This is a genomic window from Ciceribacter sp. T2.26MG-112.2 (assembly GCF_900492205.1).
GTDB lineage: Bacteria > Pseudomonadota > Alphaproteobacteria > Rhizobiales > Rhizobiaceae > Allorhizobium > Allorhizobium naphthalenivorans_A.
Map to the genome: position 1 here is coordinate 256,082 of NZ_UEYQ01000005.1, position 21,277 is coordinate 277,358.

At 64.0% G+C, this 21,277-nt stretch carries 17 protein-coding genes; 11 read left to right on the forward strand and 6 right to left on the reverse strand.

The window, feature by feature from the left end; translation table 11 throughout:
• The first annotated feature begins 92 nt into the window (after window positions 1–92).
• The 8 genes from ytfR to DYZ14_RS10930 all read left to right on the forward strand — a co-directional run bounded on the left by ytfR (window position 93) and on the right by DYZ14_RS10930 (window position 9,051).
• Complete coding sequence (ytfR, locus tag DYZ14_RS10895) at window positions 93–1,616, forward strand: galactofuranose ABC transporter, ATP-binding protein YtfR (RefSeq protein WP_154720692.1); 1,524 nt, start codon at window positions 93–95, stop codon at window positions 1,614–1,616.
• A complete protein-coding gene (locus DYZ14_RS10900) occupies window positions 1,613–2,620 on the forward strand; it encodes an ABC transporter permease (protein WP_154720693.1) in 1,008 nt (335 codons plus the stop codon). Before ytfR ends, DYZ14_RS10900 begins: the two co-directional genes overlap by 4 nt.
• A gap of 4 nt (window positions 2,621–2,624) precedes the next feature.
• A complete protein-coding gene (yjfF, locus tag DYZ14_RS10905) occupies window positions 2,625–3,593 on the forward strand; it encodes a galactofuranose ABC transporter, permease protein YjfF (protein WP_154720783.1) in 969 nt (322 codons plus the stop codon).
• Window positions 3,594–3,614: 21 nt separating this feature from the next.
• Complete coding sequence (locus DYZ14_RS10910) at window positions 3,615–4,358, forward strand: FadR/GntR family transcriptional regulator (RefSeq protein WP_154720694.1); 744 nt, start codon at window positions 3,615–3,617, stop codon at window positions 4,356–4,358.
• A gap of 189 nt (window positions 4,359–4,547) precedes the next feature.
• Window positions 4,548–5,909, forward strand: coding sequence for a bifunctional UDP-N-acetylglucosamine diphosphorylase/glucosamine-1-phosphate N-acetyltransferase GlmU (gene glmU, locus DYZ14_RS10915; RefSeq protein ID WP_154720695.1), 1,362 nt, complete (start codon window positions 4,548–4,550; stop codon window positions 5,907–5,909).
• A gap of 109 nt (window positions 5,910–6,018) precedes the next feature.
• A complete protein-coding gene (gene glmS / locus DYZ14_RS10920; protein WP_154720696.1) occupies window positions 6,019–7,845 on the forward strand; it encodes a glutamine--fructose-6-phosphate transaminase (isomerizing) in 1,827 nt (608 codons plus the stop codon).
• Window positions 7,842–8,345, forward strand: coding sequence for a GNAT family N-acetyltransferase (locus DYZ14_RS10925; protein ID WP_154720697.1), 504 nt, complete (start codon window positions 7,842–7,844; stop codon window positions 8,343–8,345). Before glmS ends, DYZ14_RS10925 begins: the two co-directional genes overlap by 4 nt.
• A 7-nt stretch (window positions 8,346–8,352) precedes the next feature.
• On the forward strand, window positions 8,353–9,051 hold the full coding sequence (locus DYZ14_RS10930) for a DUF502 domain-containing protein (RefSeq protein ID WP_154720698.1): 699 nt from the start codon (window positions 8,353–8,355) through the stop codon (window positions 9,049–9,051).
• On the opposite strand, the gene recG is transcribed toward DYZ14_RS10930, so the two are convergent.
• Window positions 9,029–11,134, reverse strand: a complete 2,106-nt coding sequence (recG, locus tag DYZ14_RS10935) for an ATP-dependent DNA helicase RecG (RefSeq protein ID WP_154720699.1) — start codon at window positions 11,132–11,134, stop codon at window positions 9,029–9,031. The genes DYZ14_RS10930 and recG overlap by 23 nt on opposite strands.
• Before the next feature lie 98 nt (window positions 11,135–11,232).
• On the opposite strand from recG, the gene DYZ14_RS10940 reads away from it, so the two are divergent.
• On the forward strand, window positions 11,233–11,550 hold the full coding sequence (locus tag DYZ14_RS10940) for an FAD assembly factor SdhE (RefSeq protein ID WP_154720700.1): 318 nt from the start codon (window positions 11,233–11,235) through the stop codon (window positions 11,548–11,550).
• Window positions 11,547–15,053: a transcription-repair coupling factor gene (mfd, locus tag DYZ14_RS10945; RefSeq protein ID WP_154720701.1), complete on the forward strand. Its 3,507-nt coding sequence runs from the start codon at window positions 11,547–11,549 to the stop codon at window positions 15,051–15,053. Before DYZ14_RS10940 ends, mfd begins: the two co-directional genes overlap by 4 nt.
• A gap of 15 nt (window positions 15,054–15,068) precedes the next feature.
• On the opposite strand, the gene DYZ14_RS10950 is transcribed toward mfd, so the two are convergent.
• From DYZ14_RS10950 to DYZ14_RS10960, 3 genes are all read right to left on the reverse strand, one after another.
• Window positions 15,069–16,010, reverse strand: coding sequence for a DMT family transporter (locus DYZ14_RS10950; protein WP_154720702.1), 942 nt, complete (start codon window positions 16,008–16,010; stop codon window positions 15,069–15,071).
• A gap of 58 nt (window positions 16,011–16,068) precedes the next feature.
• Entirely contained in the window at window positions 16,069–16,740 is a 672-nt protein-coding gene (locus tag DYZ14_RS10955) for a DsbA family oxidoreductase (RefSeq protein WP_154720703.1), read from the reverse strand.
• 125 nt (window positions 16,741–16,865) lie between these two features.
• Complete coding sequence (locus DYZ14_RS10960) at window positions 16,866–18,695, reverse strand: extracellular solute-binding protein (protein ID WP_232365503.1); 1,830 nt, start codon at window positions 18,693–18,695, stop codon at window positions 16,866–16,868.
• Between the two features lie 265 nt (window positions 18,696–18,960).
• Here DYZ14_RS10960 and DYZ14_RS10965 point away from each other — a divergent pair, with 265 nt between their 5' ends.
• On the forward strand, window positions 18,961–19,602 hold the full coding sequence (locus DYZ14_RS10965; RefSeq protein WP_154720704.1) for an invasion associated locus B family protein: 642 nt from the start codon (window positions 18,961–18,963) through the stop codon (window positions 19,600–19,602).
• A gap of 105 nt (window positions 19,603–19,707) precedes the next feature.
• Here DYZ14_RS10965 and hspQ read toward each other — a convergent pair whose 3' ends face one another.
• Both hspQ and DYZ14_RS10975 read right to left on the reverse strand, forming a co-directional pair.
• Window positions 19,708–20,037, reverse strand: a complete 330-nt coding sequence (hspQ, locus tag DYZ14_RS10970; protein WP_154720705.1) for a heat shock protein HspQ — start codon at window positions 20,035–20,037, stop codon at window positions 19,708–19,710.
• An 85-nt stretch (window positions 20,038–20,122) separates the two neighbouring features.
• Complete coding sequence (locus tag DYZ14_RS10975) at window positions 20,123–21,052, reverse strand: DMT family transporter (RefSeq protein WP_154720706.1); 930 nt, start codon at window positions 21,050–21,052, stop codon at window positions 20,123–20,125.
• Between the last annotated feature and the right edge of the window lie 225 nt (window positions 21,053–21,277).

The window sequence follows — 21,277 nt, forward strand, 5'->3', positions numbered from 1 at the left end:
GCATATGAACGGAACGCGGCCGGATCCGACACTCCCACCGGCAGGCGCCAGGCGCCTCCGGTGGGACCATTGCGATCAGCGCGGGGCCGCAAATGACCGAGCATTCCAATTCCATTCTGACGGCAACCGGGATCTGCAAATATTTCCCTGGGGCAACCGCGCTCGACAATGTCGATTTTGACTTGCGGCGGGGGGAGATCCTCGCGCTCTTGGGCGAGAACGGCGCGGGCAAGTCGACGCTGGTGAAATGCCTGACGGGCGCCTACCGCCGCGACGCCGGTGCAATCACGCTCGACGGAAGGGAGATCGACCCGAGAGACACGCGCGCTGCGCAGTCGCTCGGCATCGGCACGGTCTACCAGGAGGTCAACCTGCTCGGGAACCTCACTGTGGCGGAGAACCTCTATCTCGGCCGTCAGCCGCGCAGGTTCGGGCTGGTCGATAGCCGGCGCATGAATGCGGACGCCCGCGAACTGCTGCTCGGCTATGGGATCGACATCGACGTCAGGCAGGAACTTTCCGTCTACTCCGTCGCGATCCAGCAGGTGGTGGCGATCGCGCGTGCGGTCGATCTCTCCGGCAAGGTGCTGATCCTCGACGAGCCGACCGCCAGTCTCGACGCGCAGGAAGTGGCCATGCTCTTCCGCATCATGCGCGAGCTGAAGGCGAAGGGCCTTGGCATCGTCTTCATCACGCACTTTCTCGGACAGGTCTACGAGGTTGCCGATCGTGTCACCGTCCTGCGCAATGGCTGCCTCATCGGGACGCGCGACATCGCATCACTGGACCGCAAGGCGCTGATCTCGATGATGCTCGGCCGCGAGCTCGAGGCGGTGGAGAATACCCATGGCGGTGCAGCGCGCTCCGAGGGCGAAATCCGCTTCCGGTTCGACGGTTATGGCCGTCGAGGGCGCATCCATCCCTTTGACCTCGAGATCAGGGCCGGCGAAGTGGTCGGGATGGCCGGGCTGCTCGGTTCGGGGCGAACGGAGACGGCCGAGACGCTGTTCGGCATTCATCCGTCCGACAGTGGTTCAGCCCAGATTGACGGAAGGCCGGCCAAGATCGGCAGCCCGCGCGAGGCGATCCGTCACGGTTTCGGCTTCTGCCCGGAAGACCGCAAGATCGACGGGATCGTCGGCGATCTGTCGATTCGCGAGAATATCGCCTTGGCCCTCCAGGCACGCCGCAGCTGGTTGCGCCCGATATCGGCACGGGAACAGGCTGAACTTGCGGACCGCTACATAGCTGCGCTCGACATTCGCACGACGGATCGGGAGAAACCGATCCGCCTGCTCTCCGGCGGCAATCAGCAGAAGGTCATCCTGGCCCGCTGGCTCGCCACCGATCCGCAATTCCTGATCCTCGACGAGCCGACCCGTGGCATCGATGTCGGGGCGCACGCGGAAATCATCAAGCTGATCGAGGCGCTTTGTGCCGAAGGTCTGTCGCTTCTGGTCATCTCCTCGGAGCTCGAGGAACTGCTCGCCTATAGCGCCCGGGTCGTGGTGCTGCGCGACCGGCGTCACGTCGCGGAACTAAGCGGCGAGGCGATGACGACCGCCCACATCGTCGAGGCGATCGCCAGCCAAGCCAGTGAAGGAAATCCCGCATGATCGCCCATCTGAAACCGCTCGCGGTCAGGCTTGCCCCCCAGCTGGTTGCGCTTGGCGTCATCCTTGCCCTCAATGTCATCGCCTTTCCCGGTTTCTTCCACATCGAGATCCAGAACGGTCGGTTCTATGGCAGCCTGATCGATGTCTTGAACCGCGGCGCGCCGGTCGCACTTCTCGCCGTCGGCATGACGCTGGTGATCGCGACCAAGGGGATCGATTTGTCCGTCGGCGCCGTGATTGCCATCACCGGAGCGGCCGGCGCCGCGGCCGTTGCAGCGGGCTATTCGCTTGGGGCAACGCTCGGCCTCGTCCTGCTCGTCGGGCTTGCCTGCGGACTGTGGAATGGCGTTCTCGTCGCGATCCTCGGCATCCAGCCGATCATCGCGACGCTGGTGCTGATGGTCGCCGGGCGCGGCATCGCCCAGTTGATCACCGAGGGCACGATCCTGACCTTCACCCATCCGGGCTTCATCTTCATCGGCAGCGGGTCGCTGTTCCTCATGCCGATGCCGGCCCTGATCTTCATCGCCTTTGCGATCGCGATCGCCGTGCTTGTCCGCGGTACGGCGCTCGGCCTTCTGGTCGAAACGGTCGGCATCAACCGGCGTGCCGCAACCCTCTCCGGCGTCGGCACACCGGTACTGCTGCTCGTCGTCTACCTGATCTGCAGCCTGTCGGCCGCCATCGCCGGCTTGATCGTCGCTGCCGACATCAAGGGTGCCGATGCCAACAATGCCGGCCTCTGGCTTGAGCTCGATGCTATCCTGGCGGTGGTGGTTGGCGGCAATTCGCTGCTCGGCGGTCGTTTCAGCATTGCCGGCTCGCTGCTCGGGGCGCTGATCATCCAGTCGATCAACACCGGCATCCTGCTGTCCGGATTCCCGCCCGAGTTCAACCTCATCATCAAGGCTGCCATCATCGTGATCATCCTCGTCATCCAGTCACCTGCCGTGCAATCGCTCGCCGCCTATGTGAGACGGGCGCCCGCAGGCGCCGGAGAGTGACATGATGGCCTTCAACATCCGCTATCTTCCGGTTCTTGCGACTGTCGTGATCTTCATCGTCGCCTATGCCGTGTGTACCATCCAGTTTCCCGCCATGCTGTCGATGCGGGTGATCAGCAACCTGCTGACCGACAATGCCTTCCTGGGCATTGCGGCAGTCGGCATGACCTTCGTCATCCTGTCCGGCGGCATCGATCTCTCGGTCGGCGCGGTGATCGCCTTTGCCGGCGTGTTCCTCGGCGTCCTGCTGCAGACGACCGGCGTTCACCCGCTGGTCGCATTCGGCCTGCTCCTGATCGTCACCACGCTCTTCGGCGCCCTGATGGGGGCCGTCATCCACTATCTGGAAATGCCGTCCTTCATCGTCACCCTGGCGGGCATGTTCCTTGCGCGCGGCATGGCTTTCGTCCTGTCGATCGACAGCATCCCGATCGATCACGAATTCTATGCGACTATGCGCAAGACATTCTACAAGCTGCCCGGCGGCGGGCGGCTGACCCTCATTGGCGGGATCATGATCGCGGTTTTCCTGATCGGCATCCTGATCGCCCACCGCACCCGCTTCGGAGCCAATGTCTATGCACTGGGGGGCGGGGCGCAGACCGCGCGGCTGATGGGGGTTCCGATCGGGCGCACCACGATCCTCACCTATGCGCTGTCCGGCCTTCTCGCCGGTCTCGCCGGCATCGTCTTCTCGCTCTACACCTCGGCCGGCTACCCGCTTGCAGCCGTCGGCGTCGAACTCGATGCGATCGCGGCCGTGGTGATCGGCGGCACCCTGTTGACCGGTGGATCGGGCTTCATTGCCGGAACATTCATCGGGATTCTCATCCAGGGATTGATCCAGACCTACATAACCTTCGACGGGACCCTTTCCAGTTGGTGGACGAAAATCCTCATCGGCCTACTGTTGTTTGCCTTCATCCTGTTGCAGAAGGGCATTCTCGCCCTGTCACGCAGGGGCAGTGGATGAGGCTTTGAAAGGGAACACATCTTGTACAATGGACTGCTCGGACCCGTGGCGATTACCGGCTCAAGAACCAGCCATGGCCAGGTCGTCGACGAGATCGGCATGGCGATCATCTGCGGCGAGTTTCCGGTGGGAAGCATCTTGCCGGGTGATGTCGAGCTTGCCCAGCGTTTCCAGGTGTCCCGCACCGTGTTGCGCGAAGCGATGAAGACGCTCGCCGCCAAGGGGCTGGTGGTCGCCAAGGCGCGCATCGGTACCCGCGTCACCGACCGGCAGTTCTGGAACATGTTCGACGGCGACGTTCTGACCTGGCATTTCGAATGCGGCGTCAGCGAAGACTTCCTCTTGAGCCTTTATGAAATCCGCCTGGCGTTTGAACCTGCCGCCGCGGCACTGGCTGCGGAAAAGGCGTCGGCCCAGGACACAGCCACTCTTCGCCAGTTGGCCGAGGACCTCGGCAATCCGGACCATACGGTGGAGACACTGGCGATGGCCGACCTGCGCTTCCACATGGCGCTCGCCAACGCATCGGGCAATCCCTTCATGCGGACCCTCGGCAGCCTGATCAAGGCGGCCCTGGTCGGCGCCTTCAAGCTGTCGTCGACGCCGGTCGACCTGCGCCGCTCGACGGACGTCAAGACGACCCATCTGGCCATCGTCGAAGCGATCGAGAAACGCGATCCGGCAGCAGCGCGCGCGGCGATGGAGAAGGTCATCCTCGTCGGCCGCGACCGGGCGCGGGCGAGTTTCGCCTCGCAGCGCGGCTGACCAGCAGTCCCACTCCCGCTCAGCGAATCAATGGGGCTCGACCTCGGGCGGGACCGGAGAAGTCCGGCGCTGTCTGTTAAGCCTCCCTAAACCGCGCGCCGCCTTTTGCTGTTGGGCGTCTCGACGCTTGCTGATATGAGACTGTCGTCCATTCCTTTGCCAAGTCACGATTCCTTTCTCGGAGATTCCATGAGCCGCAGCTGTCTCGCCGTCATTCTCGCCGCAGGCGAAAGCACCCGCATGAAGTCATCCATGTCGAAGGTGCTGCACCCCGTGGCGGGACTGCCGATGATCGCCCATGTGATGAAGACCATCGCCACGTCCGGCATCAGCGACGTTGCCCTCGTCGTCGGGCGGGACATGGACAAGGTGGCAAAAGCCGGCAGCGTCGGGGGCGTCAATGTCACGCCTTTCCTCCAGGCGGAACGCCTCGGAACCGGCCATGCGGTTCTCGCCGCGCGCGAGGCGATCGCCCGCGGCTATGATGACGTTCTCGTCGCCTATGGCGACGTGCCGTTGATCACTGCGGAGCCGCTCATGGCTGCACGCGCGGCTTTGGCACAGGGACACGACGTTGCCGTGATCGGTTTCCACACCGCCAATCCGACCGGATACGGCCGCCTTCTCGTCAAGGACGGAGAACTGGTGGCGATCCGCGAAGAACGTGACGCAAACGAAGCCGAACGGGCGGTGACATGGTGCAATAGCGGGCTGATGGCGATCAACGGCCGAAAGGCCTTGGATCTCCTCACCCGCATCGGCAATGCCAATGCCAAGGGCGAGTATTATCTGACCGACATCGTGGAGATCGCCCGCGCGCTCGGCGGACGCACGGTGGCCGTCGATGCTCCGGAGGAACAACTGACCGGCTGCAACAACCGCGCGGAACTCGCCGTGCTCGAACGGCTCTGGCAGGAGCGGCGCCGGCACGAACTGATGGTGTCCGGCGTGTCGATGATCGCCCCGGAGACCGTCTTCCTCAGCCATGACACCGAAATCGGCCCGGACGCGTTGATCGAACCCAACGTCGTCTTCGGTCCGGGCGTCACGGTCGAGGGCGGCGCGATCATCCATGCCTTCTCCCATCTCGAAGGGGCGCATGTGGCGACCGGCGCCACCGTCGGACCGTTCGCCCGGCTGCGTCCCGGCGCCAATCTTGCGACCGGTTCCAAGGTCGGCAATTTCTGCGAGGTGAAGAAGGCCGAGATCGGCGAAGGGGCCAAGGTCAATCACCTGACCTATATCGGCGACGCCTTCATCGGCGCGCATGCCAATATCGGCGCAGGCACGATCACCTGCAATTATGACGGGGTCAACAAGCATGTGACGCGGATCGGGGAAGGGGCCTTCATCGGTTCCAACAGCGCGCTGGTGGCCCCCGTTTCGGTCGGCGACGGGGCCTTCGTCGCCTCCGGCAGCGTCATTACCGAGGATGTGCCGTCCGACGCGCTGGCGCTCGGCCGCGCCCGCCAGGAAATCAAGCCGGAACGGGCCAAGGCGATCCGCGCCCGCAACCAGGCGATCAAGGCCTCCCGCAGCGCGAAGTCCTGATTGCTGCGCTTGCGTAACGCGACGATACCGAATGTGACCGGTGCGTGCATTGCGAAAATAACGAAATCCATTAGGACTGGCGGCAGGATGAAGCCAGACGGAGAACTTTATGTGCGGCATTGTCGGTATTGTGGGTAACCAACAGGTGGCGGGTCGACTGGTCGATGCGTTGAGGCGGCTCGAATATCGCGGCTATGATTCCGCCGGCGTGGCGACCATCGACAACGGCGTGATGGATCGCCGCCGCGCCGAGGGCAAGCTGTTCAACCTGGAAAAGAAGCTCGACGCCGAGCCGCTGGCCGGCACGATCGGCATCGCCCATACCCGCTGGGCCACCCATGGCGTTCCGAATGAGACCAATGCCCATCCGCATTTCGTCGATGGCGTCGCCGTCGTCCACAACGGCATCATCGAGAACTTCTCCGAGCTGCGCGACGAACTGACGGCCGAGGGCACGGTGTTCACCACCCAGACCGATACCGAGATCGTCGCCCAGCTGATCGCCAAGTACCGCCGCAAGGGCCTCGACAACCGCGCCGCGATGCTCGCCATGCTGAACCACGTCAAGGGCGCCTATGCGCTGGTGGTGATGTTCGCCGACGATCCGGATACGATCATGGCCGCCCGTTTCGGGCCTCCGCTTGCCGTCGGCTTCGGCAAGGGCGAGATGTTCCTCGGCTCGGATGCGATCGCGCTGGCTCCGTTTACCAACGAGATCGCCTATCTGGTTGACGGGGACTGCGCCATCATTCACCGCAATGGCGCGGAGATCATCGATTTCTCCGGCAATCCGGTGGAACGCGCGCACCAGATTTCCCAGGCGACCGCCTTCGTGGTCGACAAGGGCAATCACCGCCATTTCATGGAAAAGGAAATCTACGAGCAGCCGGAGGTCATCTCGCACGCGCTGTCGCATTATGTCGATTTCCATAGCCATACGGTGAAGCCGATCGACGAAGCGATCGATTTCAAGTCCTTGCGCGGCCTTGCCATCTCCGCCTGCGGCACCGCCTATCTCGCCGGCCTGGTCGGCAAGTACTGGTTCGAGCGCTATGCGCGCCTGCCGGTCGAAATCGACGTCGCGTCCGAGTTCCGCTACCGCGAAATGCCGCTTTCCAAGGACCAGGCGGCGCTGTTCATCTCGCAATCGGGCGAGACCGCCGACACGCTCGCTTCGCTGCGCTATTGCCACGACGAAGGCCTGAAGATCGGCGCCATCGTCAACGTCAAGGAATCGACCATCGCCCGCGAGGCCGACGCCGTCTTCCCGATCCTCGCCGGTCCGGAGATCGGCGTTGCCTCGACCAAGGCGTTCACCTGCCAGCTCGCCGTCCTCGCTTCGCTGGCGATCGGCGCCGGCAAGGCGCGCGGCACGATTTCGGCCGACGAGGAAAAGCAGCTGGTGAAGAGCCTGGCAGAAATGCCGCGCATCATGAGCCAGGTGCTGAATGCTATCCAGCCGCAGATGGAAGCGCTGGCGCGCGACCTGTCGAAGTACAAGGACGTGCTCTATCTCGGCCGCGGCACCAGCTATCCGCTGGCCATGGAAGGCGCGCTGAAGCTCAAGGAAATCTCCTACATTCACGCCGAGGGCTATGCCGCCGGCGAGCTGAAGCACGGCCCGATCGCGTTGATCGACGAGAACATGCCGGTCATCGTCATTGCCCCGCACGACCGCTTCTTCGAAAAGACCGTGTCGAACATGCAGGAAGTGGCGGCCCGTGGCGGCCGGATCATCTTCATCACCGACGAGAAGGGGGCCGCCGCCTCGAAGCTGGAGACCATGGCGACCAGCATCCTGCCGAATGTCGCGGAAATCATCTCGCCGATGGTGTTCTCGCTGCCGATCCAGTTGCTCGCCTATCACACCGCCGTGTTCATGGGCACCGACGTCGACCAGCCGCGCAATCTGGCAAAATCGGTGACCGTCGAATGAGGATCCGGCCGGAAGCACCCGGGGACGAAGCCGCCATCGGCGCGCTCACCGCGGCTGCCTTTGCCGGCCATCCCTACAGCGACGGGTCAGAGCCGCTGATCATCGAGCGCCTGCGGCGCCTCGGCAAGCTCACGCTTTCGCTGGTTGCCGAGGACGAAGGCCAGATCATCGGCCATGTTGCCTTCTCGCCGGTGACGCTGTCGGGCGGTGAGGGCGGCTGGTACGGTGTCGGGCCGATTTCGGTGGCGCCCGGCCGGCAGAGAAGCGGGATCGGCTCGGCGCTGATGCGCGAGGGCCTGGCAAGACTGGAGGCGCAAGGCGCTTCGGGCTTCGCCCTGGTCGGGGAACCGGCCTACTACAACCGGTTCGGCTTTACCGCCCGGCCCGAGCTTACGACGACGGGTGTACCGCCCGAATATTTCCTCGTCCTGCCCTTGCACGGCGAGGTCCCCTCCGGCATGGTGCGCTTCCATCCGGCTTTCTTCGGCGACGCAGCATAAGGTCGACATGACGAACGGCAGTCTCGAGCGCATTTCGCTGGCGACACGGATCCGGAACAATTTTCTGACCGGACTGATCATCTGTGCGCCCATCGCCATCACCATCTGGCTGACCTGGTCCTTCATCGACTGGGCCGACAGTTGGGTGAAGCCCTATATCCCGAACCGCTACAATCCGGAAAGCTATCTGCAATTCGCCATTCCCGGCTTCGGCCTGCTGATCGCGGTGACCACGATCACGCTGATCGGCTTTCTCGGAAAAAACCTCATCGGCCGATCGATCGTCGCCTATAGCGAGTCCATCCTGCATCGCATGCCGCTGGTGCGGACGGTCTACAAGAGCACCAAGCAGATCTTCGAGACGGTGCTGAAGGAACAGTCGGGGTCGTTCAAGAGAGTGGGGCTGATCGAATTCCCAGCGCCCGGCACCTGGGCACTGGTGTTCGTCTCGAGCGATGCCAGGGGCGAGATCGCCGCGAAGCTCAACGAGGACGGGGAGGAAATGGTGGCGGTGTTCCTCGCGCCCACGCCGGTTCCAACCGCCGGTTTCCTGATGTTCGTGCCGCGCAGCAAGTTGAAGCTGCTCGACATGTCGCCGGAAGAGGGGGTGAAGCTTCTCATCTCCGCCGGCCTGGTGACGCCGGAATACAAGGCGGCCGCCGCCGAAGAGGCGGCAACCATCATCAACCCGCCCGAAGGAACCTGATCGCCTCGTCACGGCGATGCAGGTAGAGCAGCGTCCTGACGGCTTCCCCCCGCGGGCTCATCAGGTCGGGATCCCGGTCCAGCAGGTAGGAAGCATCCTTCCGGGCGATCTCGAGCAGATCGGCATGGGCCTCCAGGCTGGCGATGCGGAAGCCCGGCGTGCCTGACTGACGGGTGCCGAGCAGTTCGCCTTCGCCGCGCAGCTTCAGGTCTTCTTCCGCGATCAGGAAGCCGTCCTCGCTGTCGCGCAGGATCGACAGGCGCGCCTTGCCGGTCTCGCCGAGCGGTCCCTTGTAGAGCAGGATGCAGCTCGATGCCTCGTCGCCGCGCCCGACCCGGCCGCGCAGCTGGTGCAGTTGTGCGAGCCCGAAACGTTCCGCATGTTCGATCACCATGATCGTCGCATCGGGCACGTCGACGCCGACCTCGACCACGGTTGTCGCCACCAGCAACCGCGTCTCGCCATTCTTGAAGGCGAGCATGGCGAAATCCTTTTCCGGCCCGCTCATCCGGCCGTGCACGAGGCCGATCGGCGCGCCGATCGCCTTTTCGAGAACCGCGAAGCGCTCCTCGGCCGACATCAGCTCGGAAACGTCGGATTCCTCCACCAGCGGGCAGATCCAGTAGGCCTTCTTGCCGTCTGCCACGGCGGAGCGCAGCCGCTCGACGATCTCGCCGGTGCGCTCGCTCGGCACCGTCACCGTCTGGATCGGCTTTCGCCCGGCCGGTTTTTCGGTGAGCTTGGAGACGTCCATGTCGCCGAAGGCGGCGAGCACCAGCGTGCGTGGAATGGGTGTCGCCGTCATCACCAGCATATGCGGCGAAATCCCCTTGGCGGTCAGCCGGAGGCGCTGGTGCACGCCGAAACGGTGCTGCTCGTCGACCACGGCCAGCATCAGGTTCCTGTAGTTCACCGTGTCCTGGAACAGCGCATGGGTGCCGATGATGATCTGCGCCTCTCCGCAAGCGATCCGTTCGGTGATCGCCTCGCGCTCCTTGCCCTTGGTGCGGCCGGTCAGTACCTCGACCTTGAGCCCGGCGCTTGCGGCAAATTTCGAAATCGTCGCGTAATGTTGGCGCGCCAGGATTTCGGTCGGCGCCATCAGCACGGCCTGGCCACCGCTTTCGACGGCGGCCGCCATGGCGAGCAGCGCGACCAGCGTCTTGCCGGCCCCGACATCGCCCTGCAGCAGCCGCAGCATGCGGGTGTCGGAGGACATGTCGCTCAGGATGTCGGCGATCGCTTGGCTCTGGCTGCCGGTCGGCGAGAAGGGAAGGGCGGTAAGGATCTTGCCCGAGATCTCGCCGGTTGCCCTGACCGGCGTGCCGGGCACCTTGCGCAGCTTCTGCCGCACCAGGGCCAGCGACACCTGGCCGGCGAGGAATTCGTCATAGGCGAGGCGCCGCCTGGCCGGGGCCTGCGGATCGATGTCCTTTTCGTCACGCGGATGATGCAGGTCTATGAAACTCTGGCGGATGCCAGGAAAACCCTGCCGGGTGACGAGCGCAGGATCCGCCCATTCGGGCAATTCCGGCACCCGCTCCACCGCATGCTCGATCTGCTTGCGCAGCACCTTGGGCGAAAGCCCGGCGGTCAGCGGATAGACGGGTTCGACCAGCGGCATGTTCTCCGCCTCGCTCGCCTTCACCATCAGGTCCGGATGCACCATGGAAGGCCGCCCGTTGAACCAGTCGACCTTGCCCGAAACGATAATCGTCTCGTCGATGGGCAGGGCCTTTTCCAGCCAGTTGCCCTTGACGCGGAAGAAGGTCAGCGCCAGCTCTCCGGTCTCGTCGTGCAGGAAGACGCGGTAGGGCAGGCTGGACTTGCCGGGCGGCGGCGGCTGGTGGCGGTCGACCCGCCCGGTGATCGTCACGATCGCGCCCTGCTGGGCGAGCGCGATGCCCGGCTGGTTGCGCCGGTCGATCAGCCGGAAGGGGGCGAGGAACAGCAGGTCGACGACGCGGGCGTCCTCGGCATCTTCGCGGCCCAGCAGGCTTGCCAGCAATTGCGCAAGCTTCGGCCCGACGCCGGACAGCGAAGCGACGGAGGCAAACAGGGGATCGAGAAGCGTTGGCCGCATGATGGCTGGCAAAATGCGCCGAGAATTACCGGCTTGGCAAGGCTGACAAGCGCTTGGGACGGCGCTATAGAGGCGCATCAACAGGAAGGTGTTTGCATATGACCGGTTTGATCCTCAGCAGTGCAGAACTCGATCCGCGCCGCCGGCGCATTCTGTTCCGCTGCTGGCACCGCGGCATCCGCGAGATGGACCTGATCCTCGGCCAGTTCGCCGAGGCCGAAATCGCCGCCATGGACGATGCCACGCTCGACGAGCTGGAGCGCATCATGAGCGAGGAGGACCAAGACCTGGTGAAATACATCACCGGCGCCTCGCCCGTGCCCGCGCATCTCCAGACCCCGCTGTTCGAGCGCATCGCCGCCTGTCGCCCCCATTTCTCGCCGGTCACGCTGGAAGGGCTCGGACGCTCGGAATGATCTCTCTTCTCGATACCAGGACGATCGCGGCGGCGAAGTCCGCGCTCACCGTTTCGCATGTGCCGGACGGCATGGACGCCTTCGTGCTGGCGGAACTCGCCCGCCTCGGCCAGCCGGTCGCCTATATCCTGTCGGACGGTCAGCGCATGGCCGACATCGAGCAGAACCTGTCGTTTGCGGCGCCCGAAATTCCGGTGCTGACGCTGCCGGCCTGGGACTGCCTGCCTTACGACCGCGTATCGCCCTCGGCCGATACGTCGGCGCGACGCCTGACGGCTCTTTCTGGGCTGGTCGCCCATGGCAAGAAGCCGCATGCGGCGATCGTGCTCGTCACGGTCAATGCCATGCTGCAGAAGGTGGCGCCGGCCGAGGTGATCGACAGCCTCGGTTTTTCGGCCCGCCCCGGCAACCAGATCAGGATGGACGACATCGCCGCCCGGCTGGAGCGTAACGGTTTTGATCGTGTCGCAACCGTGCGCGAGGTCGGGGAATTCGCCGTGCGCGGCGGCATTCTCGACGTCTTCGTGCCGGGCTCGGAAGAGCCGGTCCGGCTCGACTTCTTCGGCGACACGCTGGAGAGCATCCGCACCTTCGACCCGGCCAGCCAGCGCACCATCGGCCAGGCCCGCTCGCTCGACCTCCATCCGATGAGCGAGGTGACGCTCACCCCGGATTCGATCAGCCGCTTTCGCAAGAACTATCTCTCGCTGTTCGGCGCCGCCACCCGCGACGACGCGCTCTATGCCGCGGTGTCCGAAGGGCGCCGCTATGCCGGCATGGAACACTGGCTGCCGCTGTTCCACGACCATCTCGACACGGTGTTCGACTACCTCCAGGGCTTCCGTATCGTCACCGACCATACCGTGCGTGAGGCGGCCGAGGAACGCGCCAAGCTGATCCGCGACTATTACGAGGCGCGGCTCAATTCCGCGACGCCCGGCAAGGGCCATCTGTCCCAGGGCACGCCCTACAAGCCGGTCCCGCCCGAGCGGCTCTATCTTGGCGCCGGCGAATTCGGCCGGATGCTCGACGCGCATGATCCGCTGAGGCTCACCCCGTTTGCGGAACACGACGGCGAGGCGCGCAAGGTGATCGAGATCGCCGCGCGTCCCGGCCCGCGCTGGGCCAAGACGGCGATCGACACCGGCGAGGGCAATACCCGCACCAACGTCTTCGACCAGGCGGTGAAATACATTGCCGAGAAGCGCGCGGCTGGCTCCAAGGTGCTGATCGCCGGCTGGTCCGAGGGCTCGCTCGACCGGCTGCTGCAGGTGCTCGACGAGCACGGACTTGCCAATCTGAAGCCGGTCACGGCGCTCAAGGATCTCGACGGGCTGAAGAAGGGCGAGGCGGCGACGGCCGTGCTCAGCCTCGAGGGCGGCTTCGAGGCGGGCGACCTCGTCATCGTCGGAGAGCAGGACATTCTCGGCGACCGCATGGTGCGCCGCTCCAAGCGCCGCAAGCGCGCCGCCGACTTCATCTCGGAAGTGGCCGGCCTCGACGAGGGTTCGATCGTCGTCCATGCCGAACACGGCATCGGCCGCTTCGTCGGGCTGCGCACCATCGAGGCGGCGGGCGCGCCGCATGCCTGCCTCGAACTGCGCTATGCCGACGACGCCAAGCTGTTCCTGCCGGTCGAAAACATCGATCTCCTGTCGCGCTACGGATCCGAGGGCTCCGACGCGCAGCTCGACAGGCTGGGCGGCGGCGCATGGCAGATGCGCAAGGCCAAGCTCAAGAAACGGCTGCTCGACATGGCGGGCGGACTGATCCGGGTCGCTGCCGAGCGCATGATGCGCATGGCGCCGGTCCTGACCACCCAGGAAGGGCTCTACGACGAGTTTGCCGCCCGCTTCCCCTATGACGAGACCGAGGACCAACTGAACGCCATCGAGGCGGTGCGCGGCGATCTCGGCGCCGGCCGGCCGATGGACCGGCTGATCTGCGGCGACGTCGGCTTCGGCAAGACGGAGGTGGCGCTGCGCGCCGCCTTCATCGCGGCGATGAACGGCATCCAGGTGGCCGTCGTCGTGCCGACCACGCTGCTCGCACGCCAGCATTTCAAAACCTTTTCCGAGCGTTTCCGCGGGCTTCCGATCCGCATCCAGCAAGCCTCGCGCCTGGTCGGCACCAAGGAGTTGAACCTCGTCAAGAAGGAAGTGGCGGAAGGCAAGACCGACATCGTCGTCGGCACCCATGCGCTGCTCGGCACGGGCGTCAATTTCGCCAATCTCGGCCTGCTGATTATCGACGAGGAACAGCATTTCGGCGTCAAGCACAAGGAGCGCCTGAAGGAGCTGAAGTCCGACGTGCATGTGCTCACCCTTTCGGCGACGCCGATCCCGCGCACGCTGCAGCTCGCCATGACGGGCGTGCGCGAACTGTCGCTGATCACCACGCCGCCGGTCGACCGCATGGCGGTCAGAACCTTCATCTCGCCCTTCGACCCGCTGGTGATCCGCGAAACGCTGATGCGCGAGCACTATCGCGGCGGCCAGAGTTTCTATGTCTGTCCGCGTCTGGCCGACCTCGCCGACATCCAGGCGTTTCTCACCTCCGACGTACCGGAACTGAAAGTCGCCGTCGCCCATGGCCAGATGGCGGCGGGCGAACTGGAAGACATCATGAATGCCTTCTATGACGGCCGCTATGACGTGCTGCTGTCGACCACCATCGTCGAATCCGGCCTCGATGTGCCGACCGCCAACACGCTGATCGTGCATCGCGCCGACATGTTCGGCCTCGCCCAGCTGTACCAGTTGCGCGGCCGCGTCGGCCGCTCCAAGGTCCGGGCGTTTGCGCTCCTCACGCTGCCGGTCAACAAGGTGCTGACGACGACGGCCGAACGCCGCCTGAAGGTACTGCAGTCGCTCGACACGCTCGGCGCCGGCTTCCAGCTCGCGAGCCACGACCTCGACATTCGCGGCGCGGGCAATCTGCTCGGCGAGGAACAGTCCGGCCACATCAAGGAAGTCGGCTTCGAGCTTTACCAGCACATGCTGGAGGAGGCGGTCGCCGAGGTGAAGGGCGACGACGAAGTCACCGACAGCGGCTGGTCGCCGCAGATCTCGGTCGGAACCTCGGTGATGATCCCCGACGACTATGTGCCGGACCTGCATCTGCGCCTCGGCCTTTATCGCCGTCTGGGCGAGATCACGGAGCTGAACGAGATCGACGGCTTCGGCGCCGAGATGATCGACCGCTTCGGACCTCTGCCGATCGAGGTCCAGCACCTGTTGAAGGTCGTCTACATCAAGGCGCTGTGCCGCAAGGCCAATGTCGAAAAGCTCGAAGCCGGGCCGAAGGGCGTCGTCGTGCAGTTCCGCAACAAGCAGTTCCCTAACCCGGCAGCGCTCGTCGGCTATATCGCCAAGCAAGGGTCCATGGCGAAGATCCGCCCCGACCAGAGCGTGTTCCTCACCCGTGATCTTCCGACGCCGGAGAAGCGCTTGTCCGGTGCCGCCGTGGTGATGACGCAACTGGCGGAATTGGCAAAGAGCTGACAGGCGAGGGGGGCCTCAGGATATCGCGGTCTCGTCTTCCGGCTTGATCGCCAGCGCCGCCTCGTCCTTGCCGGCGACGGCCGGCGGCAGGGCGACGCCCTTGGTGCGTTCGCGCGACAGGGTCAGGAGACCGGACCCGACGATCAGGGCGATCCCGGCCACCATGGGCAGGTCGACCCGGTCGCCGAAGATCAGGTAACCGAACAGGATGCCCCAGAGCATCTGGCTGTACTGGATCGGACCGACCACGGCGGCCGGTGCATAGAAGGCGGAGTACATCAGGAGGACGTTGCCGAGTGCGCCGAGCAGGCCGTAGCCGGCGAGCAGCAGCCATTCCTCGCCCGCCGGCCAGCGGAAATCACCGAGCATCAGCAGGCCGCAGATGACAAGGCCGCCGAGCAAACCGGCGCCATAGAGCGAGATGTTCTTTTCCGCCGGGCCGATGGCGCGGTAGATGACGATCGAAAGCGCCCCGCCAAGCCCGGCAAAGACCGCACCCACATGGCCGATGGAAAGCTCGCGGAAACCTGGCCTCAGGACCACCAGCACGCCGAGGAAGCCGATGATGACCGCGCCCCAGCGGCGGATGCCGACCGGCTCTTTCAGAAAGATCACCGACATGATGGTAACGAAGGAGGGCAGCAGGAAGATCAGGCAGAAGGCCTCGGCCATCGACAGATGGGTAAAGGCGGTGACGCTGCCGATGATCCCGGCGCCGGCGGAAAAGAACCGCAGCAGCCAGAGCGGGCGATTGGTGGTGGCCAGCACGTCCTGCCAGCGGTCGCCGCGCTTCATCAGGAAGGGCAGGGCGGCGATGCCGAAGACAGCGCCGAAAAAGCCGGATTCGAAGGGGCTGACGCGCCCCTCGATGAGTTTTACACAGGCATCGGAAACCGCATAGGCGGCGAAGGCTGCGAAGGCAATGAGGATGCCTCGAAGAAGGGGGTCGGAGCGCACGGCGGATTGTCCTGGGAGGAAGGATATCAGCCGTGCTTACGAAGCTTCCCGCAGCGCGTCAATTGAGTTTTGCAAGCGCTTCGGCCTTCATCCGGGCAATGTCGCGCAGGGCACCGGCGAGCACATCCGGCGTCTGAGCGCCGCTCACCGCATATTGCTGGTCAAAGATCAGGAAGGGCACCCCGTTCACGCCCATCTGCCGGGCGGCCTCGATTTCGCCCCGCACTTCGGCCTTGTCGGCATCGCCGGTCAAAAGCGCGTCGACGAGGGCACGGTCGAGGCCGGCAGCCTCGGCAATGTCGAGCAGCACCGTCGGATCGCCGACATTGCGGCCCTCTTCAAAATTCGCCTTGAACAGGGCGGTGACGACCCGATCCTGGATTTGGCGATCCTCAACGCCTGCCCAATGAATCAGGCGGTGGGCGTCCAACGTGTTCGGGCCGACCTTGATCGCGCCGAAATCGAAGGCGATGCCGACCGCCGAACCAAGTTCGCGCAATTGCGCATGCGCCCGGTCCATATTGTCCTTGCCGCCGAGCTTTTCGGCGAGGGCTTTCTGTTGGTCAACGCCTTCCGGCGGATAGTCGGGATTGAGCTGGTAGGGACGCCAGTTGACGTCGACGCCGATCTCGCCCTGCACCTCGGCAATGGCGAGGTCGAGGCGCGCCTTGCCGAGATAGCACCAGGGGCAGACGACGTCCGAGACGATGTCGATGGTGATGCGTTCCATGGTGCTTTCCTTTCCGGGCGGCTCAGGGCCATAATGACCGATTGCTGCCACGTAAGGGCAATTGCGGCGCATTTCAACTGGTTACCTTGGCGTAACCGCCGACGACCAAGGCCTGACCCCCAGCGCTATTGCGCCCGGGTGTCCCACCAGACCGGAAGCTGGTAGCCGTAGAGCGGCGTCTTGTCCGGCCGGCCGACATGCTTCCACCGGGCGACCCACTGCTCACCGATATGATAGAGCGGCACGACATAGTGACCGGCGACCAGCAGGCGGTCATAGGCGCGTACCGCAGCCTGGAAGTCCTCGAGGCTCCGGGCATTGGCCATAGCGTCGATCATCCGGTCGATGTCGGGATCGGCGACGCCGGCATAGTTGAAGCTGCCCTGGGCGTCGCGCGACGAACCGTTCCAGCGATTGTACTGTTCGGCGCCCGGCGACAGCGAAGAGGGATAGGCCTTGACGATCATGTCGTAGTCGAAACTGTTCGAGCGCGCCTGATACTGGGCGTCATCGACTGTGCGGATGGCCATCTGGATGCCGATCAGCGCCAGCGCGCGCTGGTAGGCGATCGCCATCTTCTCCTGGTCGGCATTCTGGGTCATCACCTCAAAGACGAGCGGCTTGCCCGCCGCGTCCAGCATCTTGCCCCCTTTGATCGTATAGCCGGCTTGCGCCATCAGCGTCACCGCCTGGCGCAGGATCTTGCGGTCGGCGCCAGAGCCGTCCGAAACCGGCATGGCATAGTTTCCGGCCAATATTTCGGCCGGGATCTGATCCTTGGCCGGCCCGAGCAATGCCAGTTCGCGCGCATCAGCAGCATTGCCATAGGCGCCGAGCGCCGAATTCTGCCAGAAGCTCTGGCTACGCTTGAAAGCGCCGCCATAGAGGTTCTTGTTGATCCACTCGAAATCCAGTGCCAGCGACAGTGCTTCCCGCACTCTTGGATCGGCAAAGATCGGCCGACGGGTGTTGAAGACGAAGCCGAGCATGCCCGAGGGCAGGCCGGGCTTGAAGACCTCCTTGACGACGTCACCATTGGTCGCTGCCGGGAAGTCGTAGGCACGCGCCCAGTGCCCGGAATCGCCTTCGGGATAGATATCGACGTCGCCTTTCTTGAAGGCCTCGAACAGGGTCGAATCCTGGAGGAAATAGGTGACGGAGATTTCGTCGTAATTGTCAAAGCCGATCTTCGACGGAATATCCTTGCCCCAATAGTTCGGATCGCGAGCGTAGGTGATCTTCTCGCCGGGTTTGATCGACTTGATCTTGTAGGGGCCCGATCCGACCGGGATTTCCAGCGAAGTGCGGTCGAACGCGTTCGCGTCGACGGCGTGCTTCGGCAGGATCGGCGACATGGCGAGGATCAACGGCGTCTCGCGGTTCGCGCCTTCGCCGAAGGTGAATCGGACACTATTGTCGCCGACTTTCTCCATGCTTTCCACGACCATCACCTTTCCGTCGCTGCCCGGATACCAGAGCCGGCGACTGTAGGGCGGTCGCCCCTTCTCCTGCAGCAGCTCGAACGAGAAGATCACGTCCTCGGCCGTCACCGGCTTGCCGTCGTGCCAGCGGGCCTTGGGATTGAGGTTGAATTGGATGAAGGTGCGGTCTTCGTCCCATTCGACGCTCTCGGCCAGCAGGCCGTAGAGCGAGAAGGGCTCGTCGCTGGAGCGCGTCATCAGCGATTCGTAGAACAGGTTCCCGTATTCGGGATCCCAGATCCCGCGCGCCGTGGTCCGCATGCCTTTCAGCACGAAGGAGTTCAGGCTGTCGAAGGTGCCGACGACGCCGTAATTGATACTGCCGCCCTTCTTCACGTCCGGATTGACGTAAGGGAAATGCTTGTAGTCCGCGCCGAGCGCCGGTTCCCCGTGCATGGCGATCCCGTGCACGGGTTCGGCCTGGGCGAAGCTGCACTGGGCGAGGAAAAGCAGGCTGAGGGCGATGCGGCGCACGAGGTATCCTTTCAGCGATGTCCGAGAATCTCGGCGAGGCTAGCATGAACACCATAATACCAACACATCGCCATGCAAAAAGCCGTGTCGCCCCCGTGTACCCCCAAAGAAAGACTGGATATTCCAGACTTCGCGATGTAACAGGGTTCCGGATGCCAAGGTCATGTATTTGCCTCAATTGGACGACAGTTGACGGGCAGCACGACCGGCGAGTATCGCGGCGTTTCAAGTGCCCGATATCGGTTTTCAGGAGACGGATCAGGTTATGATGTTCAATGCAACCAAAGCTACGCGGACGGCACTGTCTGCTCTCGTTCTGACGCTTGGCGCGGCAACCGCCCCGACGGTCGTCGGTGCCCAGGACGCCGCAGCACCGGCAACAGCCGGAACGGCCAAGTGGTTCAAGACCTGCACCAAGCAGGAAGAAGCCGATGTCTGCGTGGTGCAGAACCAGTTGGTCGCCCAGAACGGCCAGTTGATCACGGCCGTCGGCGTGATCTCTGTCGAGGGTAAGGTCAACCGCAAGATCCTGCAGGTTACCGTTCCTTCCGCCCGACTCATTCCGCCGGGCATCATGATGCAGATCGATGGCGCCAAGGGCATGAAGCTCGACTATGCCGTCTGCCTTCCGGACCGCTGCACGGCAGAACTGCCGCTGACGGATGCCCTGATCGCCAGCTTGAAGAAGGGCAATGAGGTGGTGTTCACCTCGGTCAACTTCCGCCGTGCGCCGAACCCGATCAAGATCCCGCTGGAAGGCTTCACCGGCGCCTATGACGGCGAGGCGATGTCGCAGTCGCAGGCGGAAGAACGCCAGCGCCTGCTGCAGGAAGCCATGCAGAAGAAGCAGGAAGAGCGCAACAAGGCGATCAATGACGCCCAGGACGCCGCCAAGCAGGGCAACTGATTGACAATTTGATAGACGAAACGGAGAGGCCCGCCGGAATCGGCGGGCCTCTTTGTGTTTCGATCTGGCTCGACCGGTGGCAGGCGCCAAGTCCCGCTTGAGGCTTCAGTGCGCGAAGATGGATTTCGGCTTGTAGCGACCCGCCTGCTCGCGCACGAAGATCTGCTGGATCTGCGGATTGCGCAGCGGTTCCTCGCTCAGGTCCTTTTCCAGGTTCTGCTCCGAGACATAGGCGACATATTCAGCCTCGTCGTTCTCGGCGAGCAGATGGTAAAAGGGCTGGTCCTTGGCGGGACGGACTTCCGCCGGGATGGCATTCCACCATTCCTCGCTGTTGGCGAATTCCGGGTCCACATCGAACACGACGCCACGGAACGGAAAGACCTTGTGGCGGACGACTTCCCCGATACCAAATTTTGCGGTGCGGTGTTTCATGGGCATCACTTCCTTTCCCCATGGATTTGGGGAGGGAAGAGCAAAACATCAAGACCCTTCTATGCTTTCGCGTCGGCCGGCGCGGTCAGCCGCCGCGGCGGCCCGGCGCGGTCGCCAGCACCAGTCCGCCCATGACCAGGACGATGCCGACGGCATGGTATGGCTGGAACCGCTCGCCCAGGAAGACCACCGCCATGATGATCGATAACGGCGGCATCAGATAGAGCGTCACGCCCGCCATGGCCGGGCCGAACACCCGCACGGCATGCTGGAAGCAATAGAAGGCGGCAAGCGAGGCGAAGAGGATGATGCCGAGCAGCTTGGCCCAATCGCTTGTCGTGTCCGGCAGAAGACCGCCGGTCAGCACCTCGTAGAGCGCGGGCGGAAGGAGGACGATCGTGCCAGACAGCGCCAGAAGGCCGAACAGCGGCATGGGCGGCATGGGCTGCACGGCCGGGTGGCGCAACAGCAGGGAATAGAGGGCAAAGGCGATCGCGGCGGCGAGAATGCCGAAATCGCCGATGTTGAACCGCAGATGGAGGAGGGCGCTCCACTCGCCTTTCAAGACGATGACGGTGACGCCGGCGAAGGCGACGGCCATGCCGGCCAGTTCGCTCGGCCGGATCCGGCGACCTTGAAGGAGCCACTGCAGCAGGATGATGAACAGCGACGACGTGGTATAGATCAGCGTGGCGTTCGAGGCCGTGGTCAAGGTCAGCGCCCAGTAGACGAACCCGCCGCAGATCCCCATGCCGAGAATGCCGAGCACCAGCCAGATACCGGTATAGGATCGGACGAAGGCAAGACAGGCTTTCCGCTCGGCATAGACGAAGGGAAAGATGATGATGGCCGACCCCGCCCAGCGCAGCAAGGCCGTGGTGAAAGGGGCGATCTCACCGGTTATGCCTCGGCCAAAGATCAGATTGCTGGAAAAGAACACCGGCGCCAGGAAATAGAGCAGCCAGTCGAACGGGCGCGGCGCGGCCGGGGCGGGTTCGGCGTTTTCGGCGGGCATGGATGATATGTCCTGAGAGCCGCGAGGCGGCTGGGCTTGAGTCGTCCGTTCAGCCTAGCCTCAAGGCTGCCATGATCGCAACCACCGCTTGCCGTTCGCGCCCAAAACTCTTCATGTTTCGCAGCATCTCTTTTCTCTATCCCTATGATTGAAATTGAGAACTCTCCCCTCAAGAAAAAAAGCCGGCGCCTCGTCGGAGGCGCCGGCTCTCGGAGTATTTGAGCG

Excerpts from the sequence above, each read along its gene's own strand:
- DYZ14_RS10925 (WP_154720697.1), top strand. The coding sequence starts at position 7,842 with ATGAGGATCCGGCCGGAAGCACCCGGGGACGAAGCCGCCATCGGCGCG.
- DYZ14_RS10940 (WP_154720700.1), top strand. The coding sequence starts at position 11,233 with ATGACCGGTTTGATCCTCAGCAGTGCAGAACTCGATCCGCGCCGCCGG.
- DYZ14_RS10955 (WP_154720703.1), bottom strand. The coding sequence starts at position 16,740 with ATGGAACGCATCACCATCGACATCGTCTCGGACGTCGTCTGCCCCTGG.
- DYZ14_RS10930 (WP_154720698.1), top strand. The coding sequence starts at position 8,353 with ATGACGAACGGCAGTCTCGAGCGCATTTCGCTGGCGACACGGATCCGG.
- mfd (WP_154720701.1), top strand. The coding sequence starts at position 11,547 with ATGATCTCTCTTCTCGATACCAGGACGATCGCGGCGGCGAAGTCCGCG.
- DYZ14_RS10965 (WP_154720704.1), top strand. The coding sequence starts at position 18,961 with ATGATGTTCAATGCAACCAAAGCTACGCGGACGGCACTGTCTGCTCTC.
- glmU (WP_154720695.1), top strand. The coding sequence starts at position 4,548 with ATGAGCCGCAGCTGTCTCGCCGTCATTCTCGCCGCAGGCGAAAGCACC.
- hspQ (WP_154720705.1), bottom strand. The coding sequence starts at position 20,037 with ATGAAACACCGCACCGCAAAATTTGGTATCGGGGAAGTCGTCCGCCAC.
- yjfF (WP_154720783.1), top strand. The coding sequence starts at position 2,625 with ATGGCCTTCAACATCCGCTATCTTCCGGTTCTTGCGACTGTCGTGATC.
- recG (WP_154720699.1), bottom strand. The coding sequence starts at position 11,134 with ATGCGGCCAACGCTTCTCGATCCCCTGTTTGCCTCCGTCGCTTCGCTG.
- glmS (WP_154720696.1), top strand. The coding sequence starts at position 6,019 with ATGTGCGGCATTGTCGGTATTGTGGGTAACCAACAGGTGGCGGGTCGA.
- DYZ14_RS10975 (WP_154720706.1), bottom strand. The coding sequence starts at position 21,052 with ATGCCCGCCGAAAACGCCGAACCCGCCCCGGCCGCGCCGCGCCCGTTC.
- DYZ14_RS10900 (WP_154720693.1), top strand. The coding sequence starts at position 1,613 with ATGATCGCCCATCTGAAACCGCTCGCGGTCAGGCTTGCCCCCCAGCTG.
- ytfR (WP_154720692.1), top strand. The coding sequence starts at position 93 with ATGACCGAGCATTCCAATTCCATTCTGACGGCAACCGGGATCTGCAAA.